At 68.7% G+C, this 14,122-nt stretch carries 16 protein-coding genes; 9 read left to right on the plus strand and 7 right to left on the minus strand.

Going from position 1 to position 14,122, the window contains the following annotated elements; translation table 11 throughout:
• Positions 1-88: 88 nt before the first annotated feature.
• Together QFZ21_RS11665 and QFZ21_RS11670 are read right to left on the minus strand one after the other, a co-directional pair.
• Positions 89-637 carry a hypothetical protein gene (locus tag QFZ21_RS11665; protein WP_307378025.1) on the minus strand — a complete coding sequence of 183 codons (549 nt, stop codon included), beginning with the start codon at positions 635-637 and terminating at the stop codon, positions 89-91.
• Positions 638-705: 68 nt separating this feature from the next.
• Positions 706-1,215, minus strand: coding sequence for a hypothetical protein (locus QFZ21_RS11670; protein WP_307378026.1), 510 nt, complete (start codon positions 1,213-1,215; stop codon positions 706-708).
• 98 nt (positions 1,216-1,313) lie between these two features.
• Between QFZ21_RS11670 and QFZ21_RS11675 the strand changes: the two genes are divergently transcribed.
• The 4 genes from QFZ21_RS11675 to QFZ21_RS11690 all read left to right on the plus strand — a co-directional run bounded on the left by QFZ21_RS11675 (position 1,314) and on the right by QFZ21_RS11690 (position 5,296).
• Positions 1,314-1,832 carry a gluconokinase gene (locus QFZ21_RS11675; protein WP_307378027.1) on the plus strand — a complete coding sequence of 173 codons (519 nt, stop codon included), beginning with the start codon at positions 1,314-1,316 and terminating at the stop codon, positions 1,830-1,832.
• 11 nt (positions 1,833-1,843) lie between these two features.
• Complete coding sequence (locus QFZ21_RS11680) at positions 1,844-2,662, plus strand: hypothetical protein (protein WP_307378028.1); 819 nt, start codon at positions 1,844-1,846, stop codon at positions 2,660-2,662.
• A complete protein-coding gene (locus QFZ21_RS11685) occupies positions 2,659-4,407 on the plus strand; it encodes an SDR family NAD(P)-dependent oxidoreductase (RefSeq protein WP_307378029.1) in 1,749 nt (582 codons plus the stop codon). The genes QFZ21_RS11680 and QFZ21_RS11685 overlap by 4 nt, the downstream gene beginning before the upstream one ends.
• Before the next feature lie 94 nt (positions 4,408-4,501).
• The gene (locus QFZ21_RS11690; protein WP_307378030.1) at positions 4,502-5,296 is read left to right on the plus strand and encodes an SDR family NAD(P)-dependent oxidoreductase; all 795 of its coding nucleotides are present in this window, start codon (positions 4,502-4,504) and stop codon (positions 5,294-5,296) included.
• A gap of 11 nt (positions 5,297-5,307) precedes the next feature.
• On the opposite strand, the gene QFZ21_RS11695 is transcribed toward QFZ21_RS11690, so the two are convergent.
• Entirely contained in the window at positions 5,308-6,405 is a 1,098-nt protein-coding gene (locus QFZ21_RS11695) for a LacI family DNA-binding transcriptional regulator (RefSeq protein ID WP_307378032.1), read from the minus strand.
• A 108-nt stretch (positions 6,406-6,513) separates the two neighbouring features.
• On the opposite strand from QFZ21_RS11695, the gene QFZ21_RS11700 reads away from it, so the two are divergent.
• The 3 genes from QFZ21_RS11700 to QFZ21_RS11710 are packed head-to-tail and all read left to right on the plus strand — an operon-like array spanning position 6,514 to position 9,669.
• The gene (locus QFZ21_RS11700; protein WP_307378033.1) at positions 6,514-7,551 is read left to right on the plus strand and encodes an asparaginase; all 1,038 of its coding nucleotides are present in this window, start codon (positions 6,514-6,516) and stop codon (positions 7,549-7,551) included.
• Positions 7,548-8,450 carry a nitrilase family protein gene (locus tag QFZ21_RS11705; protein ID WP_307378034.1) on the plus strand — a complete coding sequence of 301 codons (903 nt, stop codon included), beginning with the start codon at positions 7,548-7,550 and terminating at the stop codon, positions 8,448-8,450. Before QFZ21_RS11700 ends, QFZ21_RS11705 begins: the two co-directional genes overlap by 4 nt.
• A gap of 13 nt (positions 8,451-8,463) precedes the next feature.
• Entirely contained in the window at positions 8,464-9,669 is a 1,206-nt protein-coding gene (locus tag QFZ21_RS11710; RefSeq protein ID WP_307378036.1) for a hypothetical protein, read from the plus strand.
• 27 nt (positions 9,670-9,696) lie between these two features.
• Here QFZ21_RS11710 and QFZ21_RS11715 read toward each other — a convergent pair whose 3' ends face one another.
• The gene (locus QFZ21_RS11715) at positions 9,697-10,041 is read right to left on the minus strand and encodes a hypothetical protein (RefSeq protein WP_307378037.1); all 345 of its coding nucleotides are present in this window, start codon (positions 10,039-10,041) and stop codon (positions 9,697-9,699) included.
• 295 nt (positions 10,042-10,336) lie between these two features.
• On the opposite strand from QFZ21_RS11715, the gene QFZ21_RS11720 reads away from it, so the two are divergent.
• Positions 10,337-11,338 (plus strand): magnesium and cobalt transport protein CorA, encoded by a 1,002-nt coding sequence (locus QFZ21_RS11720; protein ID WP_307378039.1) that lies wholly within the window; start codon positions 10,337-10,339, stop codon positions 11,336-11,338.
• Between the two features lie 6 nt (positions 11,339-11,344).
• Here QFZ21_RS11720 and QFZ21_RS11725 read toward each other — a convergent pair whose 3' ends face one another.
• Together QFZ21_RS11725 and QFZ21_RS11730 are read right to left on the minus strand one after the other, a co-directional pair.
• A complete protein-coding gene (locus QFZ21_RS11725; protein WP_307378040.1) occupies positions 11,345-11,869 on the minus strand; it encodes a cytochrome C5 in 525 nt (174 codons plus the stop codon).
• A 61-nt stretch (positions 11,870-11,930) separates the two neighbouring features.
• Complete coding sequence (locus QFZ21_RS11730) at positions 11,931-12,572, minus strand: hypothetical protein (protein ID WP_307378042.1); 642 nt, start codon at positions 12,570-12,572, stop codon at positions 11,931-11,933.
• A gap of 101 nt (positions 12,573-12,673) precedes the next feature.
• Here QFZ21_RS11730 and QFZ21_RS11735 point away from each other — a divergent pair, with 101 nt between their 5' ends.
• Positions 12,674-13,066 carry a VOC family protein gene (locus tag QFZ21_RS11735; protein WP_307378044.1) on the plus strand — a complete coding sequence of 131 codons (393 nt, stop codon included), beginning with the start codon at positions 12,674-12,676 and terminating at the stop codon, positions 13,064-13,066.
• 4 nt (positions 13,067-13,070) lie between these two features.
• Here QFZ21_RS11735 and QFZ21_RS11740 read toward each other — a convergent pair whose 3' ends face one another.
• Positions 13,071-14,036, minus strand: coding sequence for an acetylxylan esterase (locus QFZ21_RS11740; RefSeq protein ID WP_307378046.1), 966 nt, complete (start codon positions 14,034-14,036; stop codon positions 13,071-13,073).
• Between the last annotated feature and the right edge of the window lie 86 nt (positions 14,037-14,122).

Below are 14,122 nucleotides of genomic sequence, written 5' to 3' on the forward strand. Positions count from 1 at the left end.
ACTCTCGAAGTCCAGTCAGTAAGTCAATCTCGTTGACTATAGCAATGACCAGCCCGCTCGACCAGACCGCGCATCGCGAGGACTGCCGTCAGAGCGTCGCGAACGCGGCTGTCGCGCAGAGCACGCCGACGCCCAGCAGGATCGGCGCACCGAGGATGCCGCACCAGAAGCTCCGCGCCGCGACCTCATCCTTCACGAGCGCGGCGACGACCGCCGCGGCCGTCACCAGCACACCGGCGACGGCGAAGACCGGCTGTGCGAAGACCCACGCCAGCGGGAGGAAGTGGATGCCGACGATGGCGAGCACGAGCGGGGCGATGAGGTCCTGCCGCTTGCGCTTCCGCGCCCAGATCGCGAGCACCACGATCGCGAGCACCTCGAGCCAGAAGATCACGAGGTACCAGACGAAGGCCGGACCACCGACGACGATGGCCGTCGGCGAGCCCCAGTTGCGGATCGCCGCCGGGATGCTCACGCCGGCGAGCGCGGCCCCGCCGAGGCTCAGCGCGCCGAGCACGACCCGCCAGATCCAGTGCTTCGGCGGACGCTCCTGGCCCCAGCCCGCCCACACGAACGACGCGACTCCGAAGATCGCGCCGGTCATCAGCAGGTCGCGCGGGAACTCGGTGAGGATCATGGGGCCAGGGTAGCCGGGATGCCCGCCCGCGTCCGGGCATCCCGGCATTCGGGTCGCGGTCCGGCCGCTCAGCGCGCCCGCGCCTCGACCGCCGCGACCAGCTCCGACACATCATGCCGCGCGGGGTTCACGCGCAACCTCGTGCCGTCGGCGGCCGTGACGACCAGCATCCGCCGTGCGCCCGTGCCGCGCATGCGGTGGCTGACGATGTCGCGGTAGCGGATGCTGCGCTCCGCGCCGAAGAGTGTCCGGAAGGCGATGCGGTCGGCGCCCGGCGCGAGGTACCAGTTGCGGTAGGCCAGCAGGACCAGCAGCGCGGCCGCGACCAGAACGACCGATGCGATGCGGTACGGCACCGGATCCCGCATGTCGCCGCTGCCGAACCCGAGCACCGACGCGAAGAGCCCGAGCACGAGCAGGGCCGCTGCCGTCCACCCGACGTACCGCGGCAGGCGGATGCGATCCGGCGTCCGCTGGTGACCGCGATTCGGCCGCGTGAACAGCGACCGCACGAGCACCACGACGATGATGAGCGCCACCGCGAGAAGGACGAGCTTCAACACGAGGCCGGGGATCATCCTCTGACGCTACCAAGCCCCGGGCCGCGCTCGCGCCGAGGAACACGTCCGGCACAGGGCATGATGGATGAGGCGCGAACGATGAGGGAGTACGACCTGTGACTGACACGATCCGACCGATCGTCGTGATGGGCGTCTCCGGTGTGGGCAAGACCACCATCGGCGAGCTGCTCGCGGAGCGACTGGGCGCCGATTTCGTGGATGCCGACGACCTGCACGGTCCGGCGAATGTCGCCAAGATGAGCGCGGGCATCCCGCTCGAGGATGCCGACCGCTGGCCGTGGCTCGATCGGGTCGGCGCGGTCCTCGCGGCCGAAGACGATGTCGTCGTCGCCTGCTCCGCGCTGAAGCGCAGCTACCGCGACCGCCTCCGCGCGACCGCCCCCGACACGCTCTTCGTGCACCTCGACGCCGCGCCGGCGCGGGTCGCCCTGCAGGCCGAGGAGCGCGATGGACACTTCATGCCGCCCGCCCTGCTGCAGTCGCAGATCGAGACCCTCGAGCCCCTCGAGGCCGACGAACCCGGCATCCGCATCATCGTCGACGCGCAGCCCGACGCCCTGATCGATCGCATCGAGCGGGAGCTGACCGATGTCGCGGAGCAGTCCGCGAAGTAGGCTGAGGGATCATGGATCAGTGGTGGAACTACTGGTGGCTCATCTTCCCCCTCTTCGGTATGGCCGGCGGGGTCGCGAAGGCGTGGGAGCGCGCCGCGCGGCGGCGTCATGAGCGGCGCCTCGAGACGCTGAAGATGAAGGCCCAGTTGAAGACCGCCGAGATCGAGGCGCGGGCGATGAACCAGCAGATGAAGCGCCGCGGTCCGTCCATCGTCGACACCACGGCATCCGTCGCTCCGAACGAGCTGCTCGTGCGCCTGTTCGCCGAGCACGACGAGATCACCGCCCGCTGGCTCGACTATGAGCTCGACGTCGCCAAGCTGATCGCGTTCCCCGCCATGAGCGACGGCCGCCAGCCGCTGACGGCCGCCTTCCTCCGCGCGAAGAAAAATGCGGATGCTCTGCGTCCGGCATCCGCCGAGGGCAAGGCCACCGAGCACCAGGTGGCCGAATACCTGCAGGCCGTCGGCGACTACGCGGTCGCGTTCGAGATCGCCGAGAAGGACGCCCGCCGCCTGCGGGACTCGACCTTCACCGAGCCGGAGCGCAAACGACTCGACCGCGCGCAGCAGCTGCTCAAGGTCGCGATCGATGAGTCGGCCACCCAGTCCGAGCGCAATGTCGCCTACAAGCGCGTGCGCGAAGAACTCGACGGGCTCATACTGCTCTCCGACGACGCGGTCACCGTGCTCGAGAAGCAGGTGGCGCAAGAGATCGCGGCGCCGATCGCGCCGGCGGCGCAACCCGAACCGAGCGCGGAACCTCACCCCGAGCCGATGCGGATGCCGGTGGCGGAGCCGCGGCATCCGACTCCGCGTGAGGGCGTATGACCCCCGAGAACGTCACCGGTCCGGTCGCGCATCACGCCGAGACCCCCGTGTGGTGGCCGGGCTGGGGCGGACTCCGCTACGCGGACGGGCACGCCGGCGACCTGCTCACACTCCGCGATGACGGCGTGACCCGTCGGCACATCGACGACGAGTACCTCGCGTTCGCCCGACCGCGCACGAACGGTGGGTTCGTGGCCGTGGGCGCCCGCACCCTGTACCTGGCGGATGAGCCCGACGGCGACACCCGGGCCGTCGCGACCCTGCTCGACGACCCGGCGGTGCGCATGAACGACGGATGCTGCGACCCTCGAGGGCGTCTGCTCACGGGCTCGATGGCGTACGACGCGGCGCCGGATGCCGGTGTGCTGCTGCGCCTCGACGCCGATCTCGCCGTGACCACGATCCTGCCGAAGACGTCGCTGTCGAACGGGATCGCGTACTCCCCCGACGGTCGCCGCGTCTACCACGTCGACACCGTCGCACAGCGGATCGACGTGTTCGACGTCGTCGACGGCGAGCTCAAGGGCCGGCGGATGCTGGCGCGCATCCCCGACGGCGAGGGAAGCCCCGACGGTCTCACGGTCGCGGCCGACGGAACCGTCTGGGTGGCGATCTGGGGCGGTTCGGCCGTGCACGCCTACGCTCCGGACGGATCGCTCATCGAGCGCATCGAGCTTCCCGTTCCGCAGGTGAGCGCCTGCACGTTCGGCGGCGACGACCTCGGCACGCTGTTCATCACGACGTCGGCCCAGGACATGCCCGCCGATCACGGCACCGAGGCAGGATCGCTGTTCGCGGTGACGCCCGGGGGTGCGCGGCATGCCGGTGCTGCCCTTCGCGGGCTGACAGACGCGGCCGAACCACAAGGGCTGGGGAACACCGGCTCGGAGAACAGAGGACTGATGGCGCACAAGAAGACGATCGTGATCACCGGAGCATCCGATGGGATCGGCGCCGCCGCGGCCCGGCAGCTCGCGTCGTCAGGGAGCCGGCTGCTGCTCGTCGGCCGCTCGGCCGAGAAGACCGCGGCGATCGCCCAGGAGACCGGCGCCGAGCACCTCACCGCCGACTTCGCCCGTCTCGACGACGTCCGCGCACTCGCGGAGCAGATCGCCGAGCGGGTGGGCGGCCACGGCATCGACGTGCTCGCGAACAACGCCGGCGGCATCTTCGGAGACCGGACCCCGACCGTCGACGGGTTCGAGAAGACGATCCAGGTCAATCACCTCGCGCCCTTCCTGCTGACGAACCTGCTGCTGCCGCAGCTGCTCAAGACGGATGCCGCGGTCGTCAACACCTCGAGCATCGGGCACCGGATCTTTGGGCACATCGACGTCGATGACCTCGACAACCGCAAGAAGTACAGCGCCAACAAGGCCTACGGCGACGCGAAGCTCGCGAACGTGCTGTTCACCAAGAGCCTGCACGCGAAGTTCCACGCGCTCGGCCTGAGCGCGGTGGCCTTCCACCCCGGAGTCGTCCGCACGAACTTCGCGGCGGAGTCGTCGAGCGTCATGCGGCTGATCTACCGCACGCCGCTCAAGCACCTGCTCACGATCAGCACCGACAAGGGCGGCGAGACGCTGCGCTGGTTCATCGAGGGCACGCCCGGTGAGACCTGGCAGTCGGGTGCGTACTACGACGAGCGCGTGCTGACGATGCGCGTGAACCCCCAGGTCGAGGATGCCGCCCTCGCCGAAGCCCTCTGGCAGAAGAGCGCCGAGCTCGTCGGCCTCGACGCTTGACCGCCGCAGGTTTTCGAATCGCGCAACTGGGTCGAAAACCAGCCTGAGAAGCCCCATTCACGCGATTCGAACCGATCACGAAAGCAGGAACACCATGCAGATCGACCTCACCGGCAAGACCGCACTCGTCACCGGATCGACCCAGGGCATCGGGCGCGCGATCGCCACGACGCTGGCGGATGCCGGGGCGCGCGTCGCCGTCAACGGACGCAGCGCCGACACCGTGGCATCCGTCATCTCCGAACTGCAGGCCGAGAAGCCCGAGCGCGACCTCGTCGCCGCCCCGGGCGATGTGACCGACCAGACCGGGGCGGATGCCGTGCTCGCAGCATCCGGCGACATCGACATCCTGGTCAACAACCTCGGCATCTTCGGCGCGACGCCCGCGCTCGAGATCACCGACGACGAATGGCGCCGCTACTTCGACGTCAACGTGCTCGCCGCCGTGCGTCTGATCCGCGCGACTCTGCCGGGCATGAAGGAGCGCGGCTGGGGCCGGGTGCTCGACATCGCCAGCGACTCGGCGGTCGTGATCCCGGCCGAGATGATCCACTACGGCATGTCGAAGACCGCGCTGCTGGCCGTCTCGCGCGGATTCGCGAAGGATGCCGCGGGCACCGGCGTCACCGTGAACTCGGTCCTCGCCGGCCCCACGCACACCGGCGGTGTCGAGGACTTCGTCTACGAGCTCGTCGACAGTGCGCTGCCGTGGGACGAGGCGCAGCGCGAGTTCATGAAGCTGCACCGTCCGCAGTCGCTGCTGCAGCGGCTCATCGAGCCCGAGGAGATCGCCAACATGGTCGCCTACCTCGCCTCTCCCCTGGCATCCGCGACGACCGGTGCCGCCGTGCGCGTCGACGGCGGGTACATCGACTCGATCGTGCCGTAGGAGATCCCGGACTACGCAGATTCCCGCGGCTCGCCTGGCTGGACTTCCGCAGCGCTGCTCTCCCTCACGGTGAGCTCGGGTTCGAGCAGCTCAGACTCCACTTCCCCGCCCGCCATGCGGGCGATGAGCAACTCCACCGACCGAGCACCCATCTCCTCGTGCGGCGACTTCACGGATGACAGGGCGATCGGGAGCTCTCGGGCCAGTGACACGTCGTTGTATCCCACGACGGCGATGTGCCGCCCGGCGGTGAGACCGGCGTCGCGGATGGCTCCCATGGCTCCGATGGCCGCGAAATCGTTCACAGCGAAGATCGCCGTCGGCGGATTCGGAGACCCGAGCAGCTCGACAGCGGCAGCGTGTCCGGCCTGGGTATCGAACCCCGACCTGATGACCCGATCCTCACGGACGGCCACGCCCATGTCGTTCGCCGCTCGGAGGAATCCTGCAGTCCGGTCGAGACCGGTGCTCGCGTAGTCCTGGCCGGCGATGACGGCGAGTTCTCGATGGCCGTTCTCGATGAGGTGCCGCGCGACGAGCGCGCCGCCCGCCGCGTCATCGCAGGTCACGCTTGGATAGGTGGCGGAGCGTCTGCTGACCAGGACGAACGGTATCCCTCGCTCCTGGAGCGAAGCCAGGAGCGCGTCGTCGACGAACCGCGCGTCACCCAGAATGAGGCCATCCACACGACGCTTCAGCAGCATGTCGGCCTTGATGCCCCGGTCGTCATCGCGATCGTGGGTGTTCGTGACCATGGTCAGAACGCCGTGCGCATTGGCCTGTCGCTCGATGCCCTCATAGATGTTGGCGAGGACCAGGTCGCTGAGTCTCGGTACGAGCACGCCGATGGTGTTCGTCTTCTTCAGACGCAGGTTGGCCGCGGAGGGGTTGCGCTCGAAACCGATCCGGTCGGCGACCTCGCGTACGCGTGCGAGCGTGGCGGCCGAAGCCACCCTCACACCGGCCTGGTGAGGGGAGAGCGCCCGCGAAACCGTCGAGGTGTGCACGGATGCGAGTTCCGCCACCGTGCGAAGGGTTGGTCGCCCCATGGCATCGAGGAAGGGCAGCTCGCTCGCGTCGTCGAGTGTCGTGTCGCCACTCTGCGTCATCGAGAACCCCCGTGCCTCACCGTGACTCCATTGTGGCATCCGCTCTTGCCATCGGCCGACTCTGCTCCTATGCTTGCACAATCGATTGGCACAAACGATTGGGCAAGGATGCGCATCGCTCTCGTCGCTACCGGCGGCACCATCTCCAGCGTCACGCTCGGCGACGGCAGCAGGTCGGCCTCGCTGCAGGGCGCTGAGCTGGTCGCAGCGTCGGGCTTGCCGAGCGACATCGACGTCCGCGTCTCGGATCTCCGCCCCCGCGGCAGCTATTCCTTCAGTCTGAGCGACATGTCCGAGATCGTGGATGCCGTCGCGACAGCGCTTCTCGATGAGGTCGACGGAGTCGTCGTCACGCACGGGACGGACACCCTGGAGGAGACGGCGATGCTCGCCGACATCCGTCTTCACGATGCGCGTCCCGTCGTCTTCACCGGCGCCCAGCGGACGTCGGACGAGACGGATGCCGATGGCGCACGGAATCTGCGTGACGCCGTGACCGTCGCGACGTCACCGCAGGCACGCGGGCGCGGCGTGCTGATCGCCTTCGGAGGGCATGTGCTCGCCGCACGGGCCACCACCAAGACCGATACGACCGCTCTCGACGCATTTCGACCGGCGGTCCGAACTGATATCGGGATGGTGCGCGACGGCGTCTTCGCGCCGACCAACGATTCTGCCGGGCGACTCACACCGCACCTTCCCGGCGCCGGTCCGGCCGCGCGCGTCGAGATCATCCACGCGTACGGCGGGATGGGCCGCACCCTGCTCGACGCCTGCCGGAACGCCGGAGTCGACGGCCTGATCGTCCAGGGCACAGGATCGGGGAATGGGAACCCCGACGTGCTCGCCGCGTTACCAGAGCTGCGCGCAGCGGGAATCGTCACCGTCATCACCTCTCGTGTCCCTTCCGGACCTCTTGCCGCCCGGTACTCGCGGTCCGGCGGTGGCCGCGACCTCGTCGATGCCGGCGCGATCCTGTCCACCGACCTGCGCGCGTCGCAGGCCAGGGTGCTGCTCGCCACCCTCCTCGACGCGGGCGCGTCCGTCCGGGAGATGCGTGCGGCTTTCGCACCGGATGCCGCCGCCAGCAGTCCATCGACCTCTTCCAGAATCACACCGCCATCGATCATCAAGGAGCTGTCATGACAACCCCCCGCTCATCAACCGCGCCGGCCACGAGCGCTGTCACCGTCGCCGCCGTGCAGTCGGACCCGCAGGTCGGGCTCGAGAACAAGCAGGAGAACGTGGCCGCCACCCTGCGGCAGATCGCAGAGGCCGCGGGCAAGGGTGCCCGTCTCATCGTGCTTCCCGAGCTCGCCAGCACCGGCTACTCGTTCGACACCCGGGACGAGGCCTTCGCTCATGCCGAGCCCGTGCCGGAAGGGCCGACGTGCTCCGAATGGATCCGAGCTGCCGCGGAGCACGACGTGTACATCGTCGCGGGCATCGCCGAGTCGGAGGGCGTCAAGCTCTACGACACCGCAGTCCTGATCGGTCCGGAGGGATATATCGGGCGCTACCGAAAGACACACCTGTGGAACCGCGAGAAGCTCATCTTCACCCCGGGGTCTGAGTACCCCGTCTTCGAGACCCGGATCGGACGCATCGGCCTGCTGGTCTGCTGGGATATCTGGTTCCCCGAGGTAGCCAGGATCCTCACCGCCCAGGGCGCTGATGTCATCTGCTCCGTGAACAACTGGGTGTGGACGCCCCCGCCCCTCTTCGACGACGCGGGCAACTGCATGGCGAGCTATCTCACCATGGGCGCCAGCCACGCGAACAGCGTGCCGATCGTCGCGGCCGACCGGGTCGGCGAGGAGCGAGGCGGGAAGTTTCTCGGCTGCTCGCTCATCACCGGCGTCAACGGCTGGCCCATCGACGGCATCGCCGACGCGGAGGCGGAGACGATCAAGTACGCCGAGCTGGACCTCGTCGCCTCCCGCTCGGCCGTCGTCTGGGGGCCGCTCAACGACCTGCCGCGCGACCGTCGCACCGACCTCTACGACGAGCTGCTCGGCTACGACGGCACGCCCACCGTGCGGTGACGGACATCCGATCATGACTTCGACGACACGACCCACGGTCGAGAAGAGCGAGCTGCGGCTTCCCGGTGTTCTCACCGGAGCGGTCATCGCCGTGGCCGCCGGCCTCGCCCTGAGCGGGCTGCTGCGCCTCCTCTCGACCGACACCTCCGACGCGTTCGCCTCGTGGCTCGAATCCCTGCCCGAGGACGGGTGGTCGCGCGTGCTCTGGTTGATGAGCGACATCACCGAGCCGCAGTTCTACGCCTCGCCCGTCGCATCCGTCGGGCTTCTCGTCGGTGCGCTGATCGCCTGGCTGCTGCAACGACGTCGCGCTCGTCTCGCCGGCCAGCCGATCGCGTACGGAAGCGGACTCTGGCCGTGGATGCTCACCGCGGCATCACTGAGCATCGTCATCTCCAACCTCGCATTCGGCTGGATGCTCGAGTCGGGCTGGCAGCCGACCTTCGTGCCGTTCGTCTGCGTGGCACCGGCACTCGTCCTCGTGTACGGCGCCGGATGGCGGGTCGTCGTCACAGGCGCGGTGCTCGGATCCCTCACGACGCCGCTCGCCATGCTCCTGATCGCCCTCGTCACGGCTCCGCTCGGCCTGCCCGTGGTCGTCGCGAACACTCTCTCGATGGCGATCGGCACGGCGGCGGTCTTCCTCCTCGCCCGGGTCCTCCCCTGGCTCCGCGTGCCGGCGGCCACCTCGGCAGAGCCGGAGCGACTCGAGGACGCGTCTCCGCGGCCCGCGCCGCGGAGCACGCTGCTGGGCGATGCCGTCTGGACAGTGCGGCGAGTTCTGTGCGACTTCACCGAGACCCAGTTCTGGGCCACCGAGTGGGCGAGCATCGGTCTGCTCCTAGGCCTCACAGCTCAGGTCGCCCTGATGTCGAGCCTCCCCGCATATGGATCCGACCTGATCCCGCAGATCATCGTGGCGCAGACCCTGACCTCCGCGGTCGGCGTGCTGCTCTGGCGGCACCTCTACCGGAACGGCGGATGGGCGCCGACGTACGTCTCGCTGGTGTCGGTCGCCCCGGCGACGGTGCTGGCCACAGGCGGCGCGCTTCTCCCGTTGCTGTTCGGCGCGATCGCCGGAGCGGTGCTCTGCCCCTTGGTGGCTCGCCCCATCTCGTCGCGGCTGCCGACAGACTTCCACCCGTTCATCGGCAACGTCATCTCGATGGCCGTCGTCACGTCGATCGTCGTTCCGATCGCGGTACTGCTGCCGCGCTGATGACCGGCCGATCGAGCTCCCGGAGCGTCAGGACTCCGAGGCGCCCGCTTGTCTCTTCAACCAGTCGATGACAGCGGTCGCGTCTGCCGGCACCCGGATCCCCGGATCGGTCACCGACATGGCCGCGGCGAGGGGTCGATACGCGCCGGTGCTATCGGCGACGTGCACGCCGTCCGAATAGCCTCGTTCCATCCCGAAGCGCACGGTGCACGTCCCGCGGTGCAGCAGCAGCTGCCACACATCCATCTGCTCCGGGCCGAAGAGATCACGCACCGCCCATCCGGCATCGAGCAGCTCGCGCGCCAGCCGGGCCGAGGCGGGGTCCCGCGATGACAGCCGATCAAGGAAGTCCGTCGTCTCGGGGCTGCTCACGCTGGTCAGGGTATCGCGGGCGGAGCATGAGAGCCGCGAGCCGTCGTCCGGAACAGGAGTAACATGGCCCCTCGGGTCACCCGACCCGAGAAGAGTCCGAAAGGCGGTGATGGCGATGTCCGGTGATACTAGCGACGCCGCCACCGCTGCGTCGCGACTCCCTGCGCTTTCGCGTTGAGCATCCGCTCCTCGATCTCGCACGTCCTGCCTGCAGCGTCGGCGGCGTCTCCCGCCATCTGACGAATCTGCGCACCTCGCCGACAGCGGCGTGCGCCTGCAGGAACGGAGCCGCATCATGGCCCTCATCGACAACGGCGTGTATGTCCACGGACGTCGCGTGGAGACCCCGAAGAACCTGGACGAGACGTACCGGATGCTGGATGCCGCGGGCGGCACCGCCTGGATCGGCCTCTACCGTCCGAGCCCGGAAGAGGTCGCTTCGGTCGCACGCGAGTTCGACCTGCACCCGCTCGCCGTCGAGGATGCACTGTCGGGTCACCAGCGGTCGAAGGTCGAGCGTTACGGCGACACGCTCTTCGCGGTGCTCCGCCCTGCCCGCTACCGCGACAAGGAGGAGTCGATCGAGTTCGGCGAGCTGCACCTGTTCGTCGGGCCCGACTTCGTGGTGACGATCCGGCACGCGGAGTCGCCGGATCTCGCAGCGGTACGGCGGCGCATGGAGGCGAACCCGGAGCTGCTCGCGATGGGACCCGAGGCCGTGCTCTACGCGATCCTCGACGAGGTCGTCGACGGGTACGAGCCGATCGTCGCGGGCCTGCTGAACGACATCGACGAGATCGAGGACCAGCTCTTCGGCGACAGCGACGACGACCTGCTCTCCCGCCGCATCTACGAGCTTTCGCGCGAGGTCATCAACTTCCAGCGGGCCGTGCATCCGCTCAGCGGGATGCTGGAGTGGCTGCGCCGCGGGTCCGAGAAGTACCGCATCGACGAGGAGCTGCAGCGGTCGCTGCGCGACGTGCTCGACCACACGATCCGCGTCAACGAGCGGGTCGACTCGTTCCGGGCGATCCTCGAGAACGCGCTGACCGTGCACTCCGCCCTCGTCGCCCGGCGTCAGACCGAAGCAGGGCTCGCGCAGAACGACGAGATCAAGAAGATCTCCTCGTGGGCGGCCATCATCTTCGCGCCGACGCTCGTGGGCACCGTCTACGGCATGAACTTCGAGGCGATGCCCGAGCTGCAGTGGGCGTTCGGCTACCCGATGGCGATCGGCGCCATGGCCGCGTTCGCGGTCGCGCTGTACGGGGTGTTCAAGTACAAGAGGTGGCTCTGAGCGCGATCAGTCCTCGTCGGGCCCGCTGATCTGGTCGAGCAGTTCCTCGATGCCGTCGAACTTCTCGGCGCCGTCGCGATCCCGCACCTCGATGTTCGCGACCTCGAGATCCTCGTCGAGCTGCACGAGGATGCGGGAATCGGGGAACTGCTTCGGGGCGTCGAACGCGATCAGCGCCGCGTCGGCGAACACGACGACCGAGGTGGCCTCGAGGTCGTCGCGCAGATCGACCTGCTCGATCACGGGCTCGTCATCGACCGCCTCGTCGATGTCGTCGGCGACCTCGTCGATGATGTCGCGCCACCGCGATTCACCCACCGAGAGGATGCGGGAGACCGCCTCGACCAGCGCGTCCTCATCGAGCTCGTCGGGTTCGTCCTCGAGCTCGGGGTCGACGTTGACGGTCACCACGGTGCCGGCGGCGTCGATGCTCGCGCGGCCGTAGATCAACCCGTTCTCGGCCACCGGTTCATCCAGCATTCCGCTGTCGACGATGCGGGCGAGGAGGCTGTCGAGAAGGGGCGAGGTCATGAGTCCAGTCTTTCGCATCCGGCAGCCCCGTGGGACGGATGCCGAGAAGAGCGCACCCCGGTCAGGCGAAAGCGGCCAGTGCGCGCCGGTACCGCTCGCTGTCCGCCCGGGTCTCGTCGGTGACGAGCACGGCGTTGTCGCCGACCCGGCGGGTGTGGTCGCCCCGGCAGGGAATCGTCACGACCTTGGTCAGCCCGGCACGCCACGCGGGGATGAGCGCCTCGAGATCACGGCGCTCCGGACTGTTCTCGAGCACCTCGCGCCGCGTGGCCATGTGGCGCTCGATGCCGTTCCGCTCCCAGACGCGGTAGGACGGGTCGCCGAAGACGTCGGGGCCGAACACGTCGACCGCGCTCGGCCCCATGGCCTCCGCGAGGAGCGCGGCCCGCTCGGGCGAGCCGTCAGCCGTGAGACGGAGCTTCTCGAACAGGTCGGGATCCCCCTCGGTCCCGGCGTGCGCGAGCACGGCTTCCCAGAGCTGCGGCCATGCAGCCGCCCACTCTGCGCGGACCTCACCATCGACCGGATGTTCCGCGGGTGTCGGCGTCTCGACCAGCAGCGGCGGCAGCAGCTCGCCCTGAACGTCGAGACCGTGGGCCTCGCGCAACCAGAGCAGTTCGAGCAGAGAGCTCGGCCGGTCCTCCACCATCATCGTCATGTCGTGCGGCCAGGGATTGCCGGGCATCGGTCGTACGGATCGCATCGCTCCAGTGCAGCAGAGATCTGCGGGCGAGGGAAGGGATACCGCTTCGGTGGGGGCTCGTCACCCTGGACAGACTCCCGTGACGGGCGCATGCTGAGTGCATGACCGCTTTCCAGACCGCGCACGCTTTCAGCGGGTTCAGCGTCGACTCGATCGAGGCTGCCCGGACCTTCTACGGCGACACTCTCGGCATGGACGTCGACACGAACGCCATGGGATTCCTCAGCATCCGGCTGCCCGAGGGCGGGACGATCTTCGTCTACCCGAAGCCGGACCACACCCCGGCGAGCTACACGATCCTGAACTTCCCCGTCGACGACGTCGAGGCGGCGGTCGACGAGCTCAACGCCCGCGGCGTCGTGACCAAGATCTACAGCGACCCCGACATGGGCACTGACACGAAGGGCATCTCTCACGGCGAGCCCGGTAAGGGACCCGACATCGCCTGGTTCAAGGATCCCGCCGGGAACGTGCTCTCGGTGCTCGCCGGCTGAGGCTCTACTGCCGCGCAGCCAGCCAGTCGGTCTGGCGCAGCCACTGCACGGCCTGCCCGCCCTCGTGCCCGTTGAACTCGTAGACCTCGATCTCGGCATCCGTCGATCCGCAATGGTTGAACGCCGCGAACACGCTCGACGGCAGCACGATCGGATCCATCAGAGCCACCGAGAACAGCACCGGGGCCGTGATGCGGCGCGCGAAGTTCACGCCGTCGAAGTACGACAGCGTCGCGAACGCCTCGTCGACGCGACCCCGGTTCACCCCGAGGTAGCGCGCGACCTCGGTGAACGGGTTGTCGGGGGTGAGCGCCACCGACCGGCGGAAGTGGCACAGGAACGGTACGTCGGGCATCGCCGCGGAGACGGAGGGATGCAGCGCCGCGGCGGCCAGGCTGATGCCGCCGCCCTGGCTGCCGCCGGTCACGCTGACGCGACCGGCGTCGACCGCCTCCAGCTGCAGCACCGCATCGATCAGCAGGACCGCGTCGGTGAAGACGCGGCGGTAGTAGTAGGTGTCAGGACGCTGGATGCCGCGGGTCATGAACCCGGGAGTCGCGCCGTCTGAGCCGTGCGGGTCTGGGGTGTCTCCGCCCGACCCCCAGCCGCTGCCCTGCCCGCGGGTGTCCATCAGCACGTGCACGTATCCGGCGGCCGCCCACTGCAGGCGTTCGCCCGGAAGACCGCGACCGCCGCCGTAACCGAGGTACTCGACGACCGTGGGGAGCGGTCCTTCCCGGCGCGGGCGAGTGATCCACGCGCGGACGGGCTCACCGTTGAAGCCGCTGAAGGTCAGGTCCTCGACGATCAGCTCGGTGATCGGAGTGGTGGCGGTCTTAACTGTCGGGGCGGTCGCGAGAGCGCGTGACTGGGTGAGCGTGCGCGCCCAGAAGTCGTCGAAATCCGCGGGCTCGGCCACGTCGGGCCGGAAGGAGCGGAGCTGGTCGAGAGGGAGATCGGTGAGAGCCACGGCGACAGGCTAGCGGAACGCACCAGTATTCGGTGTTGCTAAGTACCGGTACTCAGTGTTACTTTGTACCGGTACCCAGCAACACT

The sequence above is a fragment of the Microbacterium sp. W4I20 genome (assembly GCF_030816505.1).
Classification (GTDB): Bacteria; Actinomycetota; Actinomycetes; order Actinomycetales; family Microbacteriaceae; genus Microbacterium.

Bases quoted from the DNA above. Each gene is read 5' to 3' on its own strand.
- QFZ21_RS11665 (WP_307378025.1), bottom strand. From the start codon at position 637: ATGATCCTCACCGAGTTCCCGCGCGACCTGCTGATGACCGGCGCGATC.
- QFZ21_RS11670 (WP_307378026.1), bottom strand. From the start codon at position 1,215: ATGATCCCCGGCCTCGTGTTGAAGCTCGTCCTTCTCGCGGTGGCGCTC.
- QFZ21_RS11680 (WP_307378028.1), top strand. From the start codon at position 1,844: ATGGATCAGTGGTGGAACTACTGGTGGCTCATCTTCCCCCTCTTCGGT.
- QFZ21_RS11685 (WP_307378029.1), top strand. From the start codon at position 2,659: ATGACCCCCGAGAACGTCACCGGTCCGGTCGCGCATCACGCCGAGACC.
- QFZ21_RS11690 (WP_307378030.1), top strand. From the start codon at position 4,502: ATGCAGATCGACCTCACCGGCAAGACCGCACTCGTCACCGGATCGACC.
- QFZ21_RS11695 (WP_307378032.1), bottom strand. From the start codon at position 6,405: ATGACGCAGAGTGGCGACACGACACTCGACGACGCGAGCGAGCTGCCC.
- QFZ21_RS11700 (WP_307378033.1), top strand. From the start codon at position 6,514: ATGCGCATCGCTCTCGTCGCTACCGGCGGCACCATCTCCAGCGTCACG.
- QFZ21_RS11705 (WP_307378034.1), top strand. From the start codon at position 7,548: ATGACAACCCCCCGCTCATCAACCGCGCCGGCCACGAGCGCTGTCACC.
- QFZ21_RS11710 (WP_307378036.1), top strand. From the start codon at position 8,464: ATGACTTCGACGACACGACCCACGGTCGAGAAGAGCGAGCTGCGGCTT.
- QFZ21_RS11720 (WP_307378039.1), top strand. From the start codon at position 10,337: ATGGCCCTCATCGACAACGGCGTGTATGTCCACGGACGTCGCGTGGAG.
- QFZ21_RS11725 (WP_307378040.1), bottom strand. From the start codon at position 11,869: ATGACCTCGCCCCTTCTCGACAGCCTCCTCGCCCGCATCGTCGACAGC.
- QFZ21_RS11730 (WP_307378042.1), bottom strand. From the start codon at position 12,572: ATGCGATCCGTACGACCGATGCCCGGCAATCCCTGGCCGCACGACATG.
- QFZ21_RS11735 (WP_307378044.1), top strand. From the start codon at position 12,674: ATGACCGCTTTCCAGACCGCGCACGCTTTCAGCGGGTTCAGCGTCGAC.